The following is a 15,089-nucleotide window of genomic DNA, read 5'->3' on the forward strand; positions in this document are numbered from 1 at the left end:
GAGGTCTTGTCCTGAAGGGTGGCAGCGTCGACGCTACTGGGGCATCATGCCCACCGGATACGGTGGGCCTCGGCTGATGGCCATGTATCGCATCGTTAGTCGCAGAAGAATTTACGGGGAACCCGGTGATCAAGCACATTGTGATGTGGAATTTGAAAGGTGAAACGCCTGAGGAAAAGGCTCAGGCAGTTCATCTCGTGAAAAGTGCTTTTGAAGGTCTTGTCGGGAAGATACCTGGCCTCCTGCATGTGGAGATCGGTGTCGATATGAGCGAGGTGGACTACGCTTGCGATGTCGTGCTCTATTCGGAGTTCGATTCTCACGAAGCGCTCGCTGGCTATGCTGTACACGCGGAGCACATCCGCGTGAAGCAGCTCCTGGGAGACGTGCGCGTCGCAAGGCATCAGGTGGACTACCAGCCGACATGATGATGGAGCGATCACTGTCACAGATGCGGGATGTCTGTTCGTTTCCATAGTCGCGCTCTGGCTAGACGACGGACCTATTTGAACGAAACGAGGTAAGGGGCATGTCTCAGTCATTTGTTTATCAGGCGCAGCCTGCGCGCGTCATATTCGGCCGGGGAACAAGTGCAAGGCTTCCCGATGAAGCGGATCGCCTGGGTTTGCGGCGGCTTCTCGTTTTATCCACCCCGCAGCAGACGGCGTTGGCCACGCAAGTCCAGCAGTTGCTCGGGGAGCGGGCGGCTGGAGCCTTCGCCGGCGCCACGATGCATACGCCCATCGAGGTGACCGAGCGTGCTCTCGCCGTCGTCAAGGAGCTCGGCATCGACGGTGTGGTGTCCGTCGGCGGGGGCTCGACCACCGGACTGGGCAAAGCGATTGCGTTGCGTACCGATCTGCCGCAGATCGTTTTGCCGACGACCTATGCCGGCTCTGAAATGACGCCACTGCTCGGAGAAACCCGCGACGGCGTCAAGACCACCCAGCGCAGTCCCAAGGTATTGCCCGAGGTTGTCGTGTACGACGTCGACCTGACACTGTCCCTGCCCCTTCAGATGTCGGCGCTATCGGCGTTCAATGCCATCGCACATGCGGTCGAGGCGCTTTATGCGCCCGACGGAAATCCAATTGTCTCGTTGATGGCCGAAGAGGGCGTGCGCGCAATCGTCGACGCACTGCCGCGCATGATGCGCGAACCGGGTGACGCAACTGCCCGTGCGGATGTGTTGTACGGGGCCTGGCTCTGTGCATGCTGCCTTGGCTCGGTGACGATGGGGTTGCACCACAAGCTTTGCCATACGCTGGGCGGCCTGTTCGATCTGCCGCACGCACAGACGCATGCAATCGTGTTGCCTCACGCGCTCGCGTACAACGCTCCGGAGATCCCTGTCGCGCTGACGCATCTGCGGCGCGCGTTCAAGACGGAGGATCCTGTACAGGCGCTCCTCCAACTCGAACGTGAATGCGGCATTCCGCTGGCGCTGCGCGATATCGGTATGCCGCGCGACGGTGTTGCAAGGGCGATCGAACAGGCCATGGCCAACCCATATGGCAATCCGCGGCGCATCGAAGCCGGCGCGCTTGGCCAGTTACTCGAACGAGCGTGGGCAGGCGAGGGCGTCTGAGCCGCGACAACGGCGCGACCCGATACCCTTGAAAGGTTCCATATATCTTTGTTGCGTTACGCAGACGTGAGAGTCCGCCCGGACTCTCTTGCCTTTGCACCTTGCGGGCATTCTTGGCAGCAAGGCGAAATCTTGATGGATGAGCACGCTCCGAAACGGAGCCACCGTCGGCGAGCGATCAGAACTCCAAAGTCTGAACCACGCTCTTGAAAGTCGCGCGTCGCGACCTCAGTGCATCGCGAAATTACTTGACAGCGTATTTTCGGCACTCGATTCTGTCACAAATCAATCACGTATCAATCACGTAGGACTCGTCAACAGCGACGAATAAGCAAGGGCAACAGAGCCCACCCCGACGCCAGAAAAGCGTCCGGGTGGGCTTTTTTTTGTTTTTTTGGGGTCCACGTAAGCCTGGTCTTGCGTCCTGTGGGCCCTGGCCTTACCGGGAATAAAAGTCATGTCATCTCAGGAATTTGTAAGCACGAGCGGGGAAACGACTCTCGAGCATGTGCTCGGAGAGGAATACGAACGCACGCCCGTCCCTCCTGCGGCGCGACGCAGCGTGCTATCGGTGGCAACAGTGTGGATCAGCTTTCCGATGATCATCACAAGTGCCATGACCGGATCCATCCTCGTTGCGGGCATGGGCTTCGGACGGGGCTTGGCTGCAATGCTTCTCGGAAATCTCCTGATGTTCGCTTACGTCGGTACGCTCGGCGGGCTCGGCGCGAAGCACGGGCTCAGCTTTGCCCTGCTCGCAAGCCGCGTCTTCGGGCGCCGGGGCTACGCCTTAGCTTCGGGCCTGCTCTCGAGCCTGCTGCTCGGATGGTATGCAGTGCAAACCGGCATCACGGGCAATCTGATCCATTCCTCGTCAGGCGCCAGTTACCTCCTGATGTCGTTCATCGCAGGCGTGCTGTATCTCGCGGTGACCTTTGTCGGCATACGGGGCTTGCATTGGCTCGGCATGGTCTCTGTACCGCTCTTTCTTCTGCTCGGCACCTGGGTCGCGATCGATTCCGTGGGGCACGCGGGATGGAGCGCTGTCCTCGCGTACAACGGAACGAACCCTGCGTCATCGATGGCGTTCGGCGTTGGGTTGACGATCGTCATCAGCCTCTTCGTCGATGCGGGGACTGTGTCGGCTGACTTCAATCGTTGGGCCAGGAACGGCCGCGACTCCTGGATCGCGACGTTTACGGCGTTTCCGTTCGCGAACTGCTACGCGATGCTCATGGGCGGCATCATGACCGCGGCGATGGCGTTGCCGAATCCGCAGCCGTTCGCCATGGACAATATGTTCGGTTACATGCTGAATCAACATCAAGCGTGGCTGAGCGTGGTTGCCGTGGTCTTTCTGTTCTGCAGTCTCGGCTCGGTGTGCGCGCATTGCCTCTATAACTCCGCGGTCGGTTGGTCGCAGATCGCCGGGGTCAAGATGCGCACGGCCGCGGTCATCCTGGCTGTCATCGGGATTGCCGTTGCGGCCACTAACGTCTGGGCCTTTTTCATTCCCTGGCTTTCGCTGCTTGGCATTGTCGTTCCCCCGATCGGCGCGGTCGTGATCGTCGACCTCTGCCTCGTGCGACGCAATGCGGAAATCGACCGCCAGTGGCGCGGCCAGGCCTTCTTGGCTTGGGCGATCGGGTCAGTCGCGGCCTATGCCGTTGAGAAGCAATTTCCTGAATTCTCAACCGCCGTATCGGCGTTCATCATCAGTGCGATTGCATATGGACTCATCGCGCTGGTGTCGAAGAAACCCAGCATGGCAGCGGATCGTGCTTGACAAGCATGTTGTGCTACGAGGGCGGGCGCTTGCCCGCGAATGTTAGTAAATTTGATTTGAGCGGGTTTTCAACATGTCTGACTTCAAGATCTTTTCTCTCGGCGACATCGTGCTTCAATGCGGCTTGCGCATTCCCGATGCCAAGCTTGCCTACAAGACGTATGGCAGCCTCAATGCCGCAAAAGACAACGTCATCATTTATCCGACTTGGTATTCGGGCCAGCACTACGAGAACGAGTGGCTGATTGGCGAGGACAAGGCGCTCGATCCGCGCAAGTACTTCATCATCGTGCCCAATATGTTCTGCAACGGACTTTCGTCCTCTCCGAGCAATACACCCGCTCCGTACGGCAAGGCGCGCTTCCCGAACGTGACGGCCTACGACAACGTGCGCATGCAATGGCGCCTGGTTACCGAAGAGTTCGGTATCGAAAAGATCGCGCTCGTCACTGGCTGGTCGATGGGCGCATTGCAGACGTTTCACTGGGGCGCGCTCTATCCGGAGATGGTCGAGCGAATCCTGCCGTTCCAGGGATCGGCAAAATGCTCACGACACAACTTCGTGTTCCTCGAAGGCGTCAAGGCGGCGCTGATGGCGGATTCGGCGTTCTGTGACGGCTGGTACGAAGGGCAGCCGGAAAAGGGCTTGCGTGCCGCGGCGCGCGTCTACGCTGGCTGGGGACTGTCGCAGGCTTTCTACCGCGAGAAGCTCGATGTCGAAAAGCTCGGCTATTCGTCCCTCGAAGATTTTCTCGTCGGATTCTGGGAGGGCTGGCTAATGTCGAAGGACGCGAACAATTTGCTCGGCATGCTGTGGACCTGGCAAAACGGCGACATCAGCGACAACGAAATCTATAAGGGTGACTTCGTCAAGGCGCTCTCGTCGATTCGCGCGAAATCGATCGTCATGCCTTGCAAGACCGATCTCTATTTCCCTCCCGAAGACAGCGAGTTCGAGGTCAAGCATATGCCGAACGCGGAGTTGCGCGTCGTCGATTCGATCTGGGGGCACTTTGCTGGTGGTCCGGGCACGAGCCCGGCCGATATCGAAGTGCTGGAGCAGGCATTGCGTGAACTCCTCGCGAGCTGAACGGTAGAGCGCATTACGGCGCCACGCCATCGAAAGACCCGTATGGCGTGGCCCGATTGGGTGCAGAGGCGATAGGCAACGATCTATGTCGGCAGCTATCGATAAAGCAGTTAGTAAGCCTAATGTATCAAGTAGGATGGAATCAGAAATGACCGTAGCAAAAAAATCCTTTGCAGCAGCTACGCTATTGGGTGCATTCGTTTCGATCGCCCATGCGCAATCCACCGTGACTCTGTACGGCGTACTCGATGAGAGCCTGCAGTACCTCAATAGCGTGAACAATGGGGGGAAGGCAGGTCCCTCTTTCGGGCTTGCCAATTCCGCAAACAACACCACGGTCTTTGGTCTCAAAGGCAGCGAGGACCTGGGTGGCGGCATGCATGCCGTCTTCAAGCTGGAAAGCCAGTTCGGGATTAGTAACGGCGCGAATTCGTACGGTACCGACTTGTTCAATCGGCAGTCATGGGTTGGCATTCAGGACGATCGCTGGGGTACCGTTACGATCGGTAAGCAGTACTCGTCCCTCGTCGATAGTCTGTGTCCCCTTTCTGCCTATTGCACGTTCGGCGGCAACATGTCCGCTCATGTCTACGACAACGACAACGTCGGTGGTGGCTATACGGTCAGCAATGCCGTCAAGTATGCGAGTCCGGTCGTGGGCGGGTGGCACTTCTCGGGTATGTACGCCTTCTCTAACGCCGCCGGCCAGTTCGCGAACAATCGACTCTTCAGTTTCGGCGTCAACTATGACCAGGGCCCGCTTCACCTTGGGGCGGCATATCAGGATGGGAGCAATCCGGCGAGCGCCACGAACAGCGTGAACGGCGCGGTCGGTTCGAATATGGCCTCCTTCGCTGCCGGCGACCAACGCGTGTTTGGCGCCGGCGCCCGCGTGGATGTCGGCAAGGGCACAGTCGGTGTGCTTTATACGCATTCGACATTCCTGTCGCTCTCGACCGCTGGAACCGATTTCGCGGATATCAACGGCGAGGACCTGCGCTTTGACAATTACAGTGTTTATGGCCGCTATCCGGTCACCGGCGCGTTCTCGCTCGGCGCCGGTTACACGCTGGCGAACGAGCACCTTACCGGCTCGACTGACGCCACGTTGCACAATCAGCAGGTCACGATCGAGGGCGACTATAGCTTGAGCGCGCGAACGACCCTCTACGTGGAGGGAGCTTATCAGCACATATCGGGCGGCGACGGCATCAGTCTTTCGTACGCGGTCATGCCGGATACCGGCATGCTCTCCGCGACGAACAGCCAAACGCAGATCGTTACGGGCATTCGTCACATATTCTGAGCAAGAGGGCCGGTCAACGCTTCGTCGGCCATGATCGGCACCACAAAGCGTGCGGCGAGCCTGGCCAGCGCACCGCGTTGCTCGCGCGGCGTAGGCTGTTATCCATTCAGGCGTGCTGGTCGCAACCCGAGCGGTACTTTTTTGCCCGGATTCGACGAAGCTTAGAAGCGGTTACGCAAGCCTATGGTGAGCGCGGCTTGCTTGTCGTTGGCTGAAGGTGACAACCCGTTGATGGCAGCCGTGAACACGGTGCCACCGCCACTCACGTGCTGGAACTGGCCTTCGACGTACACGTCTGTCCGCGGGGACAGCGAGTAGTCCAACATCAGATTGGTCTGGTTCCACTTCGGGCTCGACGAACCCGCGATGCTGGAAGCGCCGTCCGTGAACGTATCCGAGCCGATGACAGCGAGTTCTGGCGTCACGCTGTAGTGCGCGCTGACTTCGTAGTTGTCAAAACGCAGGCTCGAGTTCCCGAGATCGATCGACTGGCTGTATGTGTTGTTGATCGCCGTTGCGTTTTCCAGTTGTGTTTCCGTGAACACGAAGCCCACCCTCGCTGGACCGAACGTGTAGTTCAAACCGGCACCGAAAGTACGTTGCTGACCGGCGCTAAACGTCGAGTCGCTCGCGCTCACCTCGCCGGACGTAAGGTAGGAGTCTGTCGCGCCGGTCAGATTGGTGGCAGTACCGCCGTTGTTGAGCTGGAGGTACGACGCCGCAAAGTGCAATGGACCGTTGATATACGAAGTACCGAAGCTGTACGCCCGGTTGTTCGAAAAGCCGCCGGCCGCATTCGAAAAGCCGTACAGGCTGCCAAACTGCCAGCCTCCGTAGTTTACGCTCGTGAACTTGACCGAATTGTTAATCCGCATCGTGTTCTCGAGATTGTCGTTGTCGTACGGGTGCCCGAAGAACTCGCCGGCGGTCGAGGTGGCAGCGGCCGCCAACGGCGCCAGGAAGTCGACCATCGCATCATATTGGCGGCCGAGCGTTACCGTACCAAACTGGTTGCTCGACAGCCCGGCGAATGCCTGCCGACCGAACAGCAGACCGTGCTGGCCTAAAGCGCCGTTGGTAAGGGTGAAGCCGTTTTCCAACGTGAAGATGGCTTTGAGGCCGCCGCCCAGGTCTTCAGAACCACGCATACCGAAACCGTCTGGGTTGATGCTGGCGTTTGTCATGGCGAAGCTACTGTGCCCTGCAGTCGAGCCTGCTTTCTTTTGGTTCGACACGTACGTTAGCCCAACATCGATAAAGCCGTACAACGTTACGCTGCTTTGCGCATGCGCCACAGTTGAGAAGGAGCCAACTATGGCAACTGTCAGTAGTGCTTTCTTCATTAATTTGCAAGGAACTTAAGAAAATGGATTGGCCTATCTGGTAGGAGAAGTCCAAGGTATTTGGGAATGCGAATGATATATGGTGTCAAAAATGTTTGGGTGATGGCTGGCCGACACCCTGTCGGCAGGCTTATTAGCGGCACTGCTCGCAGGTTCTTGAGCACAGCCGTGGGGAAATACTGGACCCACTTTTCGATCAGTCGGAGGTGGGGTAGCCTTCTCATGCGTCATGGAGACAAGGCCGAACGCGTTCGCGGCTCCGCTTTCCTATCAGCCGAAACGGTGTATTGGAAGTTTGGAGGCCCGGAATGGACCAGGACGATTTCACTGCGTTTGAGCATGAGGGCTGGGAGCACGTCGTCCAGCCGTATCAAGACCACTTTGAGCGATTGACGAAGCAATCAAATGCGCCGCTGCTTGACACTCTGGGTGTCGGGGAGGGCACGCGGTTTCTCGACGTTGCAACAGGTCCGGGGTTTCTCGCGGCGGCTGCCGCGTCCCGTCGCGCGGCCGTGACCGGGGTTGATTTTTCCGCCGCCATGATTGCCCACGCAAGGCGTCAGTATCCGGACATCGATTTTTATGAAGGGGGCGCTGAGGACTTGCCGTTCGAAGACGGCGTTTTTGATGCGGTCGGAATCAGCTTTGGAATGTTGCACTTCTCTCATGCCGAGAAAGCGCTGGCCGAAGTGTTTCGCGTGCTTCGCCCTGGTGGAAAGATTGCTTTCACGGTTTGGGCGGTACCCGAGAAGGCCGTCGGCTTCCAGATGATTCTGCAAGCGATAGAAGCGCACGGCAAAATGGATGTGCCGATTCCCCCCGGCCCCCCGTTCTTTCGTTTCAGTGATGCAGAAGAATCATCCCGGGCCCTACGTGACGCGGGCTTTTCAGACCCTGAGGTTAGAGAAGTGAGTCAGACGTGGCATATCGCTTCTCCGGAAACGCCCGTTGGCATTTTGATGCGAGGCACGGTTCGCATGGCCGCCATCCTGAACGCGCAAACGCCCGACGCACTCGCGAAGATTCAGGAAGCGGTGGCGGAAAGCGCCGCCGCGTATCGAGTGGGCGGCGAACTTAGAATGCCCATGCCCTGCGTCCTTGCTTCAGCGACAAAACGTTAGCGGCCAGGGATCCATATCGGGCAGGCGCATCCGGAAGCTCAAACGCTAGTACGCGTGGCTGCGTAGCCACTCGGAATACGTTGCTATCCCATTCGTCAACGTGATGAGGGGAACGTAGCCGAGTTCTATATTTGCTCGTGTAAGGTCAAAGGGAGCATTCTGGTCAAGCACGCTAATAGTTCCTTCGCCAATCTGAATGTCGGCTTCAGGAAAGCGTTCTTTTACAAGAGCAGCGACGTCGCCGTATGAATGCTGGTCGCCACCGGTAACGTTGAAAACTGAGTGCTCAGTGACGTCCGCTTGAAGTGCAAGAACGCTTGCGCGTGCGACATCCGTCACATGAACATACTGGAAGCGATAGTCCCTTCCTGCATCCTCTCTTGTGGGCTGTCCGTCTATGGCGTTGCGGAGCATAGTCTTGAGGTAGCACTGCATGAATTGTCCAGGACCGTAAATCCAGCCGGGCCTCAGGGAGACAATTTGCATGTCATATAGCCGGTTGTAGACCGCTGCGAGCTTCTCGGTAAAAACCTTAGTTGCGCCGTATGGGGTGGTCGGGTCGAGCGGTGCGTCTTCGATAACAAGCCCACTGCCGGCATTGTCTCCGTAGACACATTCTGAGCTGAAGTTCACAAGGCGCCGAATGCCTTTCAGGCGTGCCGCTTCAAATACCGTTGTGGTGCCAAGCGCGTTGGTCACCACCGTCTGGTAAGGAATCTCCCGCGAGAAATAGGGATGCGAGATCGCGGCCGTGTGGATGATTGCTTCGACTTCAAACCGATCGACCGTCCCCAGCAGGAGAGGCAAATCATTCAAATCGCCCTGTATATAGTCGATGCATGGCCTTGTGTCGTCTTCCCGAGCGCGGCGGTCATAGCTAACAACGCGATGCCCCTGCTCTGACAGCATCGTCAGCAAAGTCTGCCCGAGAAATCCACACCCACCCGTCACGAGGATCGTCATAGCGCGTTATTCCTGCTCTTCAGTAAGGAAAGTCGTCTGTCTCAAACTTCCGGTCTTCCCATGCAGCATGCAGCTCCTGCGGGGTGCAAAACCATACGTCATCGTGCTGTTTCATATGCTTGATCAACGCGTCCAGCATCGCGATACGGGAGGCTCGACCGATAATTTCGGGGTGCATGGTGAGCATGAAGTACCTGCCTTCCTCGTACAGGGCGTCGAACTCCGCCTTCCACAATCGAAGGACTTTATCCGGCTCCTCGATCACCGCGCCAACTTGCGGAACCGCCGAGTAGGCGAATTGTTCCCAGTCGTCCAGAAGCCAAGTGACGGGTAGCTCCAGAATTCGCCGCCCTCCCGCCTGAATTGCATAAGGAACGTCTGTTCCCATCAGGCTGCTATCAAAAGCGAACTCGTGCTTGCCGAGTAGTTCAAGCGTCTGCGGCGTCACTTCCCACAACGGAGCGCGAAAGCCAGTGGGCCTGACGCCTGTGATGTCTGCGAGAATGCTTATCGATTTCGCCAGAATTGCATCCTCCTCCTCGTACGTCAGACCATCGGTGCGCTCATGAAGGTAGCCGTGGCACCCAATCGGATGCCCATCGCCATGGATGGTCTGAACGAGCTTACTGTCTATCTCAGCCGTATACCCCGGAATAAAGAATTGCGCGGTCAGTCCGTGCCGTTCCAGCAAGTCCAGAATTCGTGGCACACCTACGCGGCGGCCGTAGGCGCCTGTCGACAGCAATGACAGTCTGCGGTGGTTTTCAGGTTCAATAATCCAGCCCGATTCGGCATCCACATCGAAGCAGAGGGATACGGCGGCACGATACCCATTGGGCCATTTAAAGGATTTCATGTGCATATGACATTTCCTGAGCTGTCACAAAGCTTTGGCGCTATCGCTCGCAGCGCGTTCGCTCTTGCGCCGATGGAAAATAACGATGAATCCACCGGTGACGAGTGTTGCGGCACCTAGGTACCAGGCGTTGTAGAGGTCGTCTGGCGAAACCGGATTTGCGCCAGCCGTGTAGCCGATATATGCAAGAACTGCCACGGCCAGCAAGGCAGGTATGGTGAGCAGTGCGGCGATGGTCGGACGTTGCTGTCTCCACGATACGGCGATGAACGCGGCAAGGGCCGAGATGTACGACGCGACCAGCGTGATGGTGACCACATCGTAGTACCAGACAATCTTGTCGAGTGGCTTCCACCAAACAAGAGCGATGCCGGCAGCCGATACGACCGTTGTCGCGAACCACGGGGCTTTGTGCCGGTTGACGATGCCCAGCTTTGAAGGAAGATGACCTTCCTCACTCATCCGGTACAGTGTCCGGGCGGCTGCGTTAGAGGAGATTTGCAGGCCAGCAGACGCTGATGTAACGACGACGAAGAGGGCAAGCCAGGCCATCGCAGGTGGGAGATACGCATGGGCCACCGCTGAAATCGGCCCCCCGTTTCCGTTCTCGACAATCGCGGCGAGCTTTTCGACCGGTACCGCATATTGCCATCCGATAGCCGCCAGACTGTATATAACGAACGCGGAGGTCAAGACCAGCAGTAAGGACCTTTGAACCGTTCTGACTGGTACTTGAGCTTCCTCAATATAGTTGATTGCCGAATCGAAGTTGGCGAGCATCCACACGCCGAACAGTACACCCGGGCCGATGCCCGCAAGGCCACCAACGTCTCGCAACGAATACATTGATGCAAGTGACAGCCCTTCGACCCGTGGATGGAGCACACCGAGCAACCCGAGGCCAGCAACGACGGCAATCTCGAAGATGAGAAACGTGCTTGCCACTTTCGCTGTCACGCCTACGCCGCGGCAGGACACCACGAAAAACACGAGAATCATCAGCGAACCGATGATCTTGGCGTTCAGTACCCCACCGACAGACGGGAAGAGTGCCTGGATATACTCGGTACCTATCAAGGCACACATCGGTGTCACAGCAGTGCATGCGACCGTGTACGTCCAGCCCAGGATGGTGCCGATGTTCGGGTGCAGGAATCGCGAACTGAAGGTGAAGACTCCTCCTGCCGAGGGTGCCTGTCGCGTGAGCGAAACCATGCTTAATGCGAGCACAAGCATGGGAAAGAAGTACGCAATCAGAATCGCGAGTGGCGCGTGATGACCAGAGATCGAGTAGAGAATCGACATGGAGGACGCCGCGACCCATGCCGGCGCATTGAAACCCAATGCGGAAAGCGTGACGTCCTTGGTGTTGAGTGTTCCTTTGTTGAGAGCTGTGTTGACTTCGCGTACGGTGCCATGCCTGTCATAGCCGATGACTTCAGAGAATTTCATGTGGGTTCTCGAGGCAAATGAGGTGGAGTTTTCAGTGGCGCATTCGAAAGGGACTGCAGTTCATGACTTGACTAAGGCGTGCTTGGAACCGGCTCGGACTAACCGTTCATGACACCGCCGCCGTTGACCCCCACAATCTGACCGGTCATGAAACTCGCTGCTTGCGAGGCCAGGAAGAGCACAACGGCCGAAATTTCTTCGAACGGGCCTGAAAGTCAGCATCAACTGAATGTATGAAGGTCAAAATTTCCTATCAATGCTCATGAGAAAAAGTCAACTTATCGACTTTCGAAAGCATTGGCTGCCCGCTTTCCAATTCAGGAAAGTCAGCTTTCAGGATTGAAGAATTGCCTTCATGGTCGACGTGTTAGCGTTTCCACGTGTCGTCGAAACCTGTCCAGGGAGCTTGTATGGCTAGTACCTTTCCGCAACCGCTCGATGCCGCGCTTGTGCCGCGATTTGCCGGGCTACCGACTTTCATGCGTTTGCCAGCGGTCACGAATTTTTCGGACGTCGATGTCGCGCTGGTCGGCGTGCCATGGGATGGTGGAACGACGAATCGAGCCGGTGCGCGGCACGGCCCGCGGGAAATTCGCAATATGTCGAGTTTGATGCGAAAGGTCCACCACGTAAGTCGCATCGCACCGTACGACCTGCTGCGTGTCGGCGACGTCGGCGACGCCCCGGTTAATCCCATCGACCTGTTGGATTGTCTAAAGCAGATTGAGCAGTTCTATGCGTCGATTTTTCGTGCGGGCGTGATTCCAATATCCGCGGGTGGTGACCACCTCGTCACTTTGCCGATATTCCGCGCTATCGCGAAGGAACGGCCTGTTGGTATGGTCCACTTCGATGCGCACTCTGACACGAACGACACCTATTTCGGGAACAACCCCTATACGCACGGAACGCCGTTCAGAAGGGCGATAGAGGAAGGGCTGCTCGACCCAAAGAGGACGGTCCAAATTGGAATCCGAGGGTCTGTCTACTCGGCAGAGGACCTCGATTTTGCCGAGGCGGCAGGCATCCGCGTGATTCACATGGAGGAGTTCGCCGACCTGGGGGTGGCCGCGACCATTGCTGAAGCGCGACGCGTGGTGGGCACAGAGCCAACCTATGTGAGCTTCGATGTCGATGCGCTCGACCCGTCATTCGCACCTGGGACAGGCACGCCGGAAATCGGCGGCATTACTACGCTCGAGGCACAACATATGGTGCGAGGGCTGCGAGGGTTGAATCTGATAGGTGCCGACGTAGTTGAAGTTGCGCCGCCTTTTGACCAAGGGGGGAGCACCGCATTGGTTGGCGCAACGATGATGTTCGAGTTGCTGTGCGTAATTGCAGAGGCGCACGCGCAACGTCGTACAATCGGCGCTGAGCGCTCGGCTTCCGTCGAGTAATAAGCGCCGCCTCCCAGGAGCAAGGGACTTTCGAATCAGCACTTTTGCGGTTCTATTGTCGGCTGGTTGGCGCCCAGTCCCAAGCCAGCCAAAGCGATGATTGGAAACCTCTCAGACCTTGACCTGAAGTCACTACGAATATTTTGCACAATCGTCGAAGCGGGAGGCTTCACTTCTGCCCAAACGATTCTGAATATGGGGCTGCCTCGCCTGAGTGTGACGGTCCGAGACCTTGAAGTGCGACTCGGGACGAAATTGTGCCATCGGGGACGCCAGGGTTTTCAGGTCACTGAGGAAGGGCTTGCGGTCTATGAGGCCGCACGTGTTCTGTTTTCAGATGTTGGCCGCTTTCTGGGCAGCGTCAGCGCGTTGAGCGGTCAGCCGACCACGCACATTGCGATTGGCTTGGTCGACGGATTGCTATCCTTTCCAGGCTCGCCGACTATAGCGGCACTCAAGCAATTCAGGCAGGTGTCCGGTTCGACACACCTTACCGTTCATGTCATGCGTCCCGACGAGCTGGAGAAGGCCGTCCTTGATGAGCGGTTAGCGCTCGCGGTGGGCGCATTCCATCATCGTCTGTCGGGCCTCGTCTATACCCCGGTGTTCTCGGAAGAGCAGAGTCTCTATTGCGGAGGCGGTCATCCGCTGTCGAGCGCGACGGGGGTCGGACTCATGGAGTCCATTGGGGAAGCAGACTACGTAGAGCGTGGGTATATGCTTGAAAGCCAGAAGCCGCATCAGGTGAATCTGAAGCGGGCTGCCACAGCCTACACGATGGAAGCAATCTTGACGATGCTGTTAACCGGAACCTATATCGGGTATCTCCCGACGCATTTCGCGCGAAGATGGGTGGAGGATGGAACACTATTCGCGCTCTCGCCCGCGGCATTTTCCTATTCTTCGCTCTTCAGCGTGGTAACGCGGCAGGGCAAAGAACCGGATGCTACTACCAAGGTACTGCTGGATAGCCTCAGTGCCCACGCACACGACTGACATCGCTGCACGAAGACGAGGTGCGACCGACGGCAGGACGCGATCATCGTGCGGAACACATCGAACGAAGATCTCGTCGAAATCGTGATATGCCGTGTGGGCGAGCGAGGACTATTAGCGGGTCAAGTGACCCAACCATCAAATATCGCCGTCAGCAGCCACGCCGCAGTTATCCACCGTTTGTGTTGAAAGCCCTGTGGATAACGCGTGGGGCATTGATCCAAGCCCCTGACGCGACACGTTTTTCCGCCGCTGACTCGCCACCTCCGTATTTGACCACTTGAGGCCGATTGGGTCGATCACCGGGAGTGCCATTTCGGCGATCCGCGCGAGCGAAAACACCATCAGCGCGATCAGCGCCCGGTCGAACTGCCCACCGGCGTCGTCATATCGATGCTGTCGAACAACTGCCGCGCCTCGGTTGCGTCGAGCACCGGTGTCTTGCGAACGGCCGAAGGCGCTTATCTGCCCGTGGCGTGATGCCAAAAAACGCGCCGTCCGGGCCTCGCACAACCGAAGGGGCTGCCTGGTGCAGCAACTGGGAAAGCCCGCTTCGATCCCGCCCTCATTCGCGGCAGTGGTTTGTTACAAACTATCGAAACACACATCAGATAGTAAGGGTATATACTTAGCTCCATCGATGTCGTCCATGCTGCCCGCCACGGCGTGGCAAGAGCATCGTCACAATTGATCAATACTGCTAAAGGTTCGTCATGTTCAAAGCATTTATCCCCGCCGTCGTACTCACCGCATCGCTCTGTTCGGTAGCCCATGCTGCTCAAGACGATAGCTCTGCATCGCAGCAGCAAGTTTCCGCAATCCAGAATGTGTCCTCCGACCCCGCGATGCAGCAAGCGCCCGGACTGACGCGCAAGGAGGTCTACGACCAGTTGGTTCAGGCAGAACAGGACGGCGAGTTGGCACGCCTTCGTGCGCAGTACAAGGGACGCTAAATGCATCGGCCAGGGGAGGGCACGATCGACCGTTGTGCCGATTCCACTGTTGAATGCAGTCCCCGAAAGGCACCGGCAACGGTGCTTTTTTTTCGCCGGTACAAAGGGAGATTATTCATAGGGCAGCTGCTTGACGTTGTGGAAGTCGTCGCGGAACTGGCAACACGGCGCGGCTGATGTGCGCAACTGGCCGGTAAGGAGCGGGCAGCCTGGCTGCGTGCGATCAAGGCGATCC

14 protein-coding genes and 1 pseudogene are annotated in these 15,089 nt (G+C 57.7%); 9 read left to right on the forward strand and 6 right to left on the reverse strand.

The window, feature by feature from the left end; translation table 11 throughout:
- Positions 1-125: 125 nt before the first annotated feature.
- The 5 genes from HV670_RS04800 to HV670_RS04820 all read left to right on the forward strand — a co-directional run bounded on the left by HV670_RS04800 (position 126) and on the right by HV670_RS04820 (position 5,770).
- A complete protein-coding gene (locus tag HV670_RS04800) occupies positions 126-428 on the forward strand; it encodes a Dabb family protein (protein WP_175103499.1) in 303 nt (100 codons plus the stop codon).
- 101 nt (positions 429-529) lie between these two features.
- Positions 530-1,588 (forward strand): maleylacetate reductase, encoded by a 1,059-nt coding sequence (locus HV670_RS04805; RefSeq protein WP_175103500.1) that lies wholly within the window; start codon positions 530-532, stop codon positions 1,586-1,588.
- A 457-nt stretch (positions 1,589-2,045) separates the two neighbouring features.
- On the forward strand, positions 2,046-3,374 hold the full coding sequence (locus tag HV670_RS04810) for a purine-cytosine permease family protein (protein WP_175103501.1): 1,329 nt from the start codon (positions 2,046-2,048) through the stop codon (positions 3,372-3,374).
- Positions 3,375-3,447: 73 nt separating this feature from the next.
- Entirely contained in the window at positions 3,448-4,464 is a 1,017-nt protein-coding gene (locus HV670_RS04815) for an alpha/beta fold hydrolase (RefSeq protein ID WP_175103502.1), read from the forward strand.
- A 148-nt stretch (positions 4,465-4,612) separates the two neighbouring features.
- A complete protein-coding gene (locus tag HV670_RS04820) occupies positions 4,613-5,770 on the forward strand; it encodes a porin (RefSeq protein ID WP_175103503.1) in 1,158 nt (385 codons plus the stop codon).
- A gap of 161 nt (positions 5,771-5,931) precedes the next feature.
- Here HV670_RS04820 and HV670_RS04825 read toward each other — a convergent pair whose 3' ends face one another.
- Positions 5,932-7,113: a porin gene (locus HV670_RS04825; RefSeq protein ID WP_175103504.1), complete on the reverse strand. Its 1,182-nt coding sequence runs from the start codon at positions 7,111-7,113 to the stop codon at positions 5,932-5,934.
- Positions 7,114-7,421: 308 nt separating this feature from the next.
- On the opposite strand from HV670_RS04825, the gene HV670_RS04830 reads away from it, so the two are divergent.
- Positions 7,422-8,234 carry a class I SAM-dependent methyltransferase gene (locus HV670_RS04830; RefSeq protein ID WP_175103505.1) on the forward strand — a complete coding sequence of 271 codons (813 nt, stop codon included), beginning with the start codon at positions 7,422-7,424 and terminating at the stop codon, positions 8,232-8,234.
- A 45-nt stretch (positions 8,235-8,279) separates the two neighbouring features.
- Here the strand turns inward: HV670_RS04830 and HV670_RS04835 are convergent, their stop codons facing one another.
- The 4 genes from HV670_RS04835 to HV670_RS31825 all read right to left on the reverse strand — a co-directional run bounded on the left by HV670_RS04835 (position 8,280) and on the right by HV670_RS31825 (position 11,699).
- Positions 8,280-9,197 (reverse strand): NAD-dependent epimerase/dehydratase family protein, encoded by a 918-nt coding sequence (locus HV670_RS04835; protein ID WP_175103506.1) that lies wholly within the window; start codon positions 9,195-9,197, stop codon positions 8,280-8,282.
- A 19-nt stretch (positions 9,198-9,216) separates the two neighbouring features.
- Complete coding sequence (locus HV670_RS04840) at positions 9,217-10,059, reverse strand: polysaccharide deacetylase family protein (protein ID WP_217478360.1); 843 nt, start codon at positions 10,057-10,059, stop codon at positions 9,217-9,219.
- Positions 10,060-10,077: 18 nt separating this feature from the next.
- Positions 10,078-11,505, reverse strand: coding sequence for an APC family permease (locus HV670_RS04845; protein ID WP_175103507.1), 1,428 nt, complete (start codon positions 11,503-11,505; stop codon positions 10,078-10,080).
- A 98-nt stretch (positions 11,506-11,603) separates the two neighbouring features.
- Positions 11,604-11,699, reverse strand: a complete 96-nt coding sequence (locus HV670_RS31825; protein ID WP_175103669.1) for a hypothetical protein — start codon at positions 11,697-11,699, stop codon at positions 11,604-11,606.
- 285 nt (positions 11,700-11,984) lie between these two features.
- Here HV670_RS31825 and speB point away from each other — a divergent pair, with 285 nt between their 5' ends.
- Together speB and HV670_RS04860 are read left to right on the forward strand one after the other, a co-directional pair.
- On the forward strand, positions 11,985-12,905 hold the full coding sequence (speB, locus tag HV670_RS04855; RefSeq protein WP_217478369.1) for an agmatinase: 921 nt from the start codon (positions 11,985-11,987) through the stop codon (positions 12,903-12,905).
- A gap of 96 nt (positions 12,906-13,001) precedes the next feature.
- The gene (locus HV670_RS04860) at positions 13,002-13,901 is read left to right on the forward strand and encodes a LysR family transcriptional regulator (RefSeq protein ID WP_175103509.1); all 900 of its coding nucleotides are present in this window, start codon (positions 13,002-13,004) and stop codon (positions 13,899-13,901) included.
- Between the two features lie 317 nt (positions 13,902-14,218).
- Here the strand turns inward: HV670_RS04860 and HV670_RS04865 are convergent.
- A pseudogene (locus HV670_RS04865) lies at positions 14,219-14,341 on the reverse strand (tyrosine-type recombinase/integrase); the annotation flags it as partial.
- 273 nt (positions 14,342-14,614) lie between these two features.
- Between HV670_RS04865 and HV670_RS04870 the strand changes: the two are divergent.
- The gene (locus HV670_RS04870) at positions 14,615-14,854 is read left to right on the forward strand and encodes a hypothetical protein (RefSeq protein WP_175103510.1); all 240 of its coding nucleotides are present in this window, start codon (positions 14,615-14,617) and stop codon (positions 14,852-14,854) included.
- The last annotated feature ends 235 nt before the right edge of the window (positions 14,855-15,089 follow it).

The sequence above is a fragment of the Pararobbsia alpina genome, from assembly GCF_902859895.1.
Taxonomy (GTDB): domain Bacteria; phylum Pseudomonadota; class Gammaproteobacteria; order Burkholderiales; family Burkholderiaceae; genus Pararobbsia; species Pararobbsia alpina.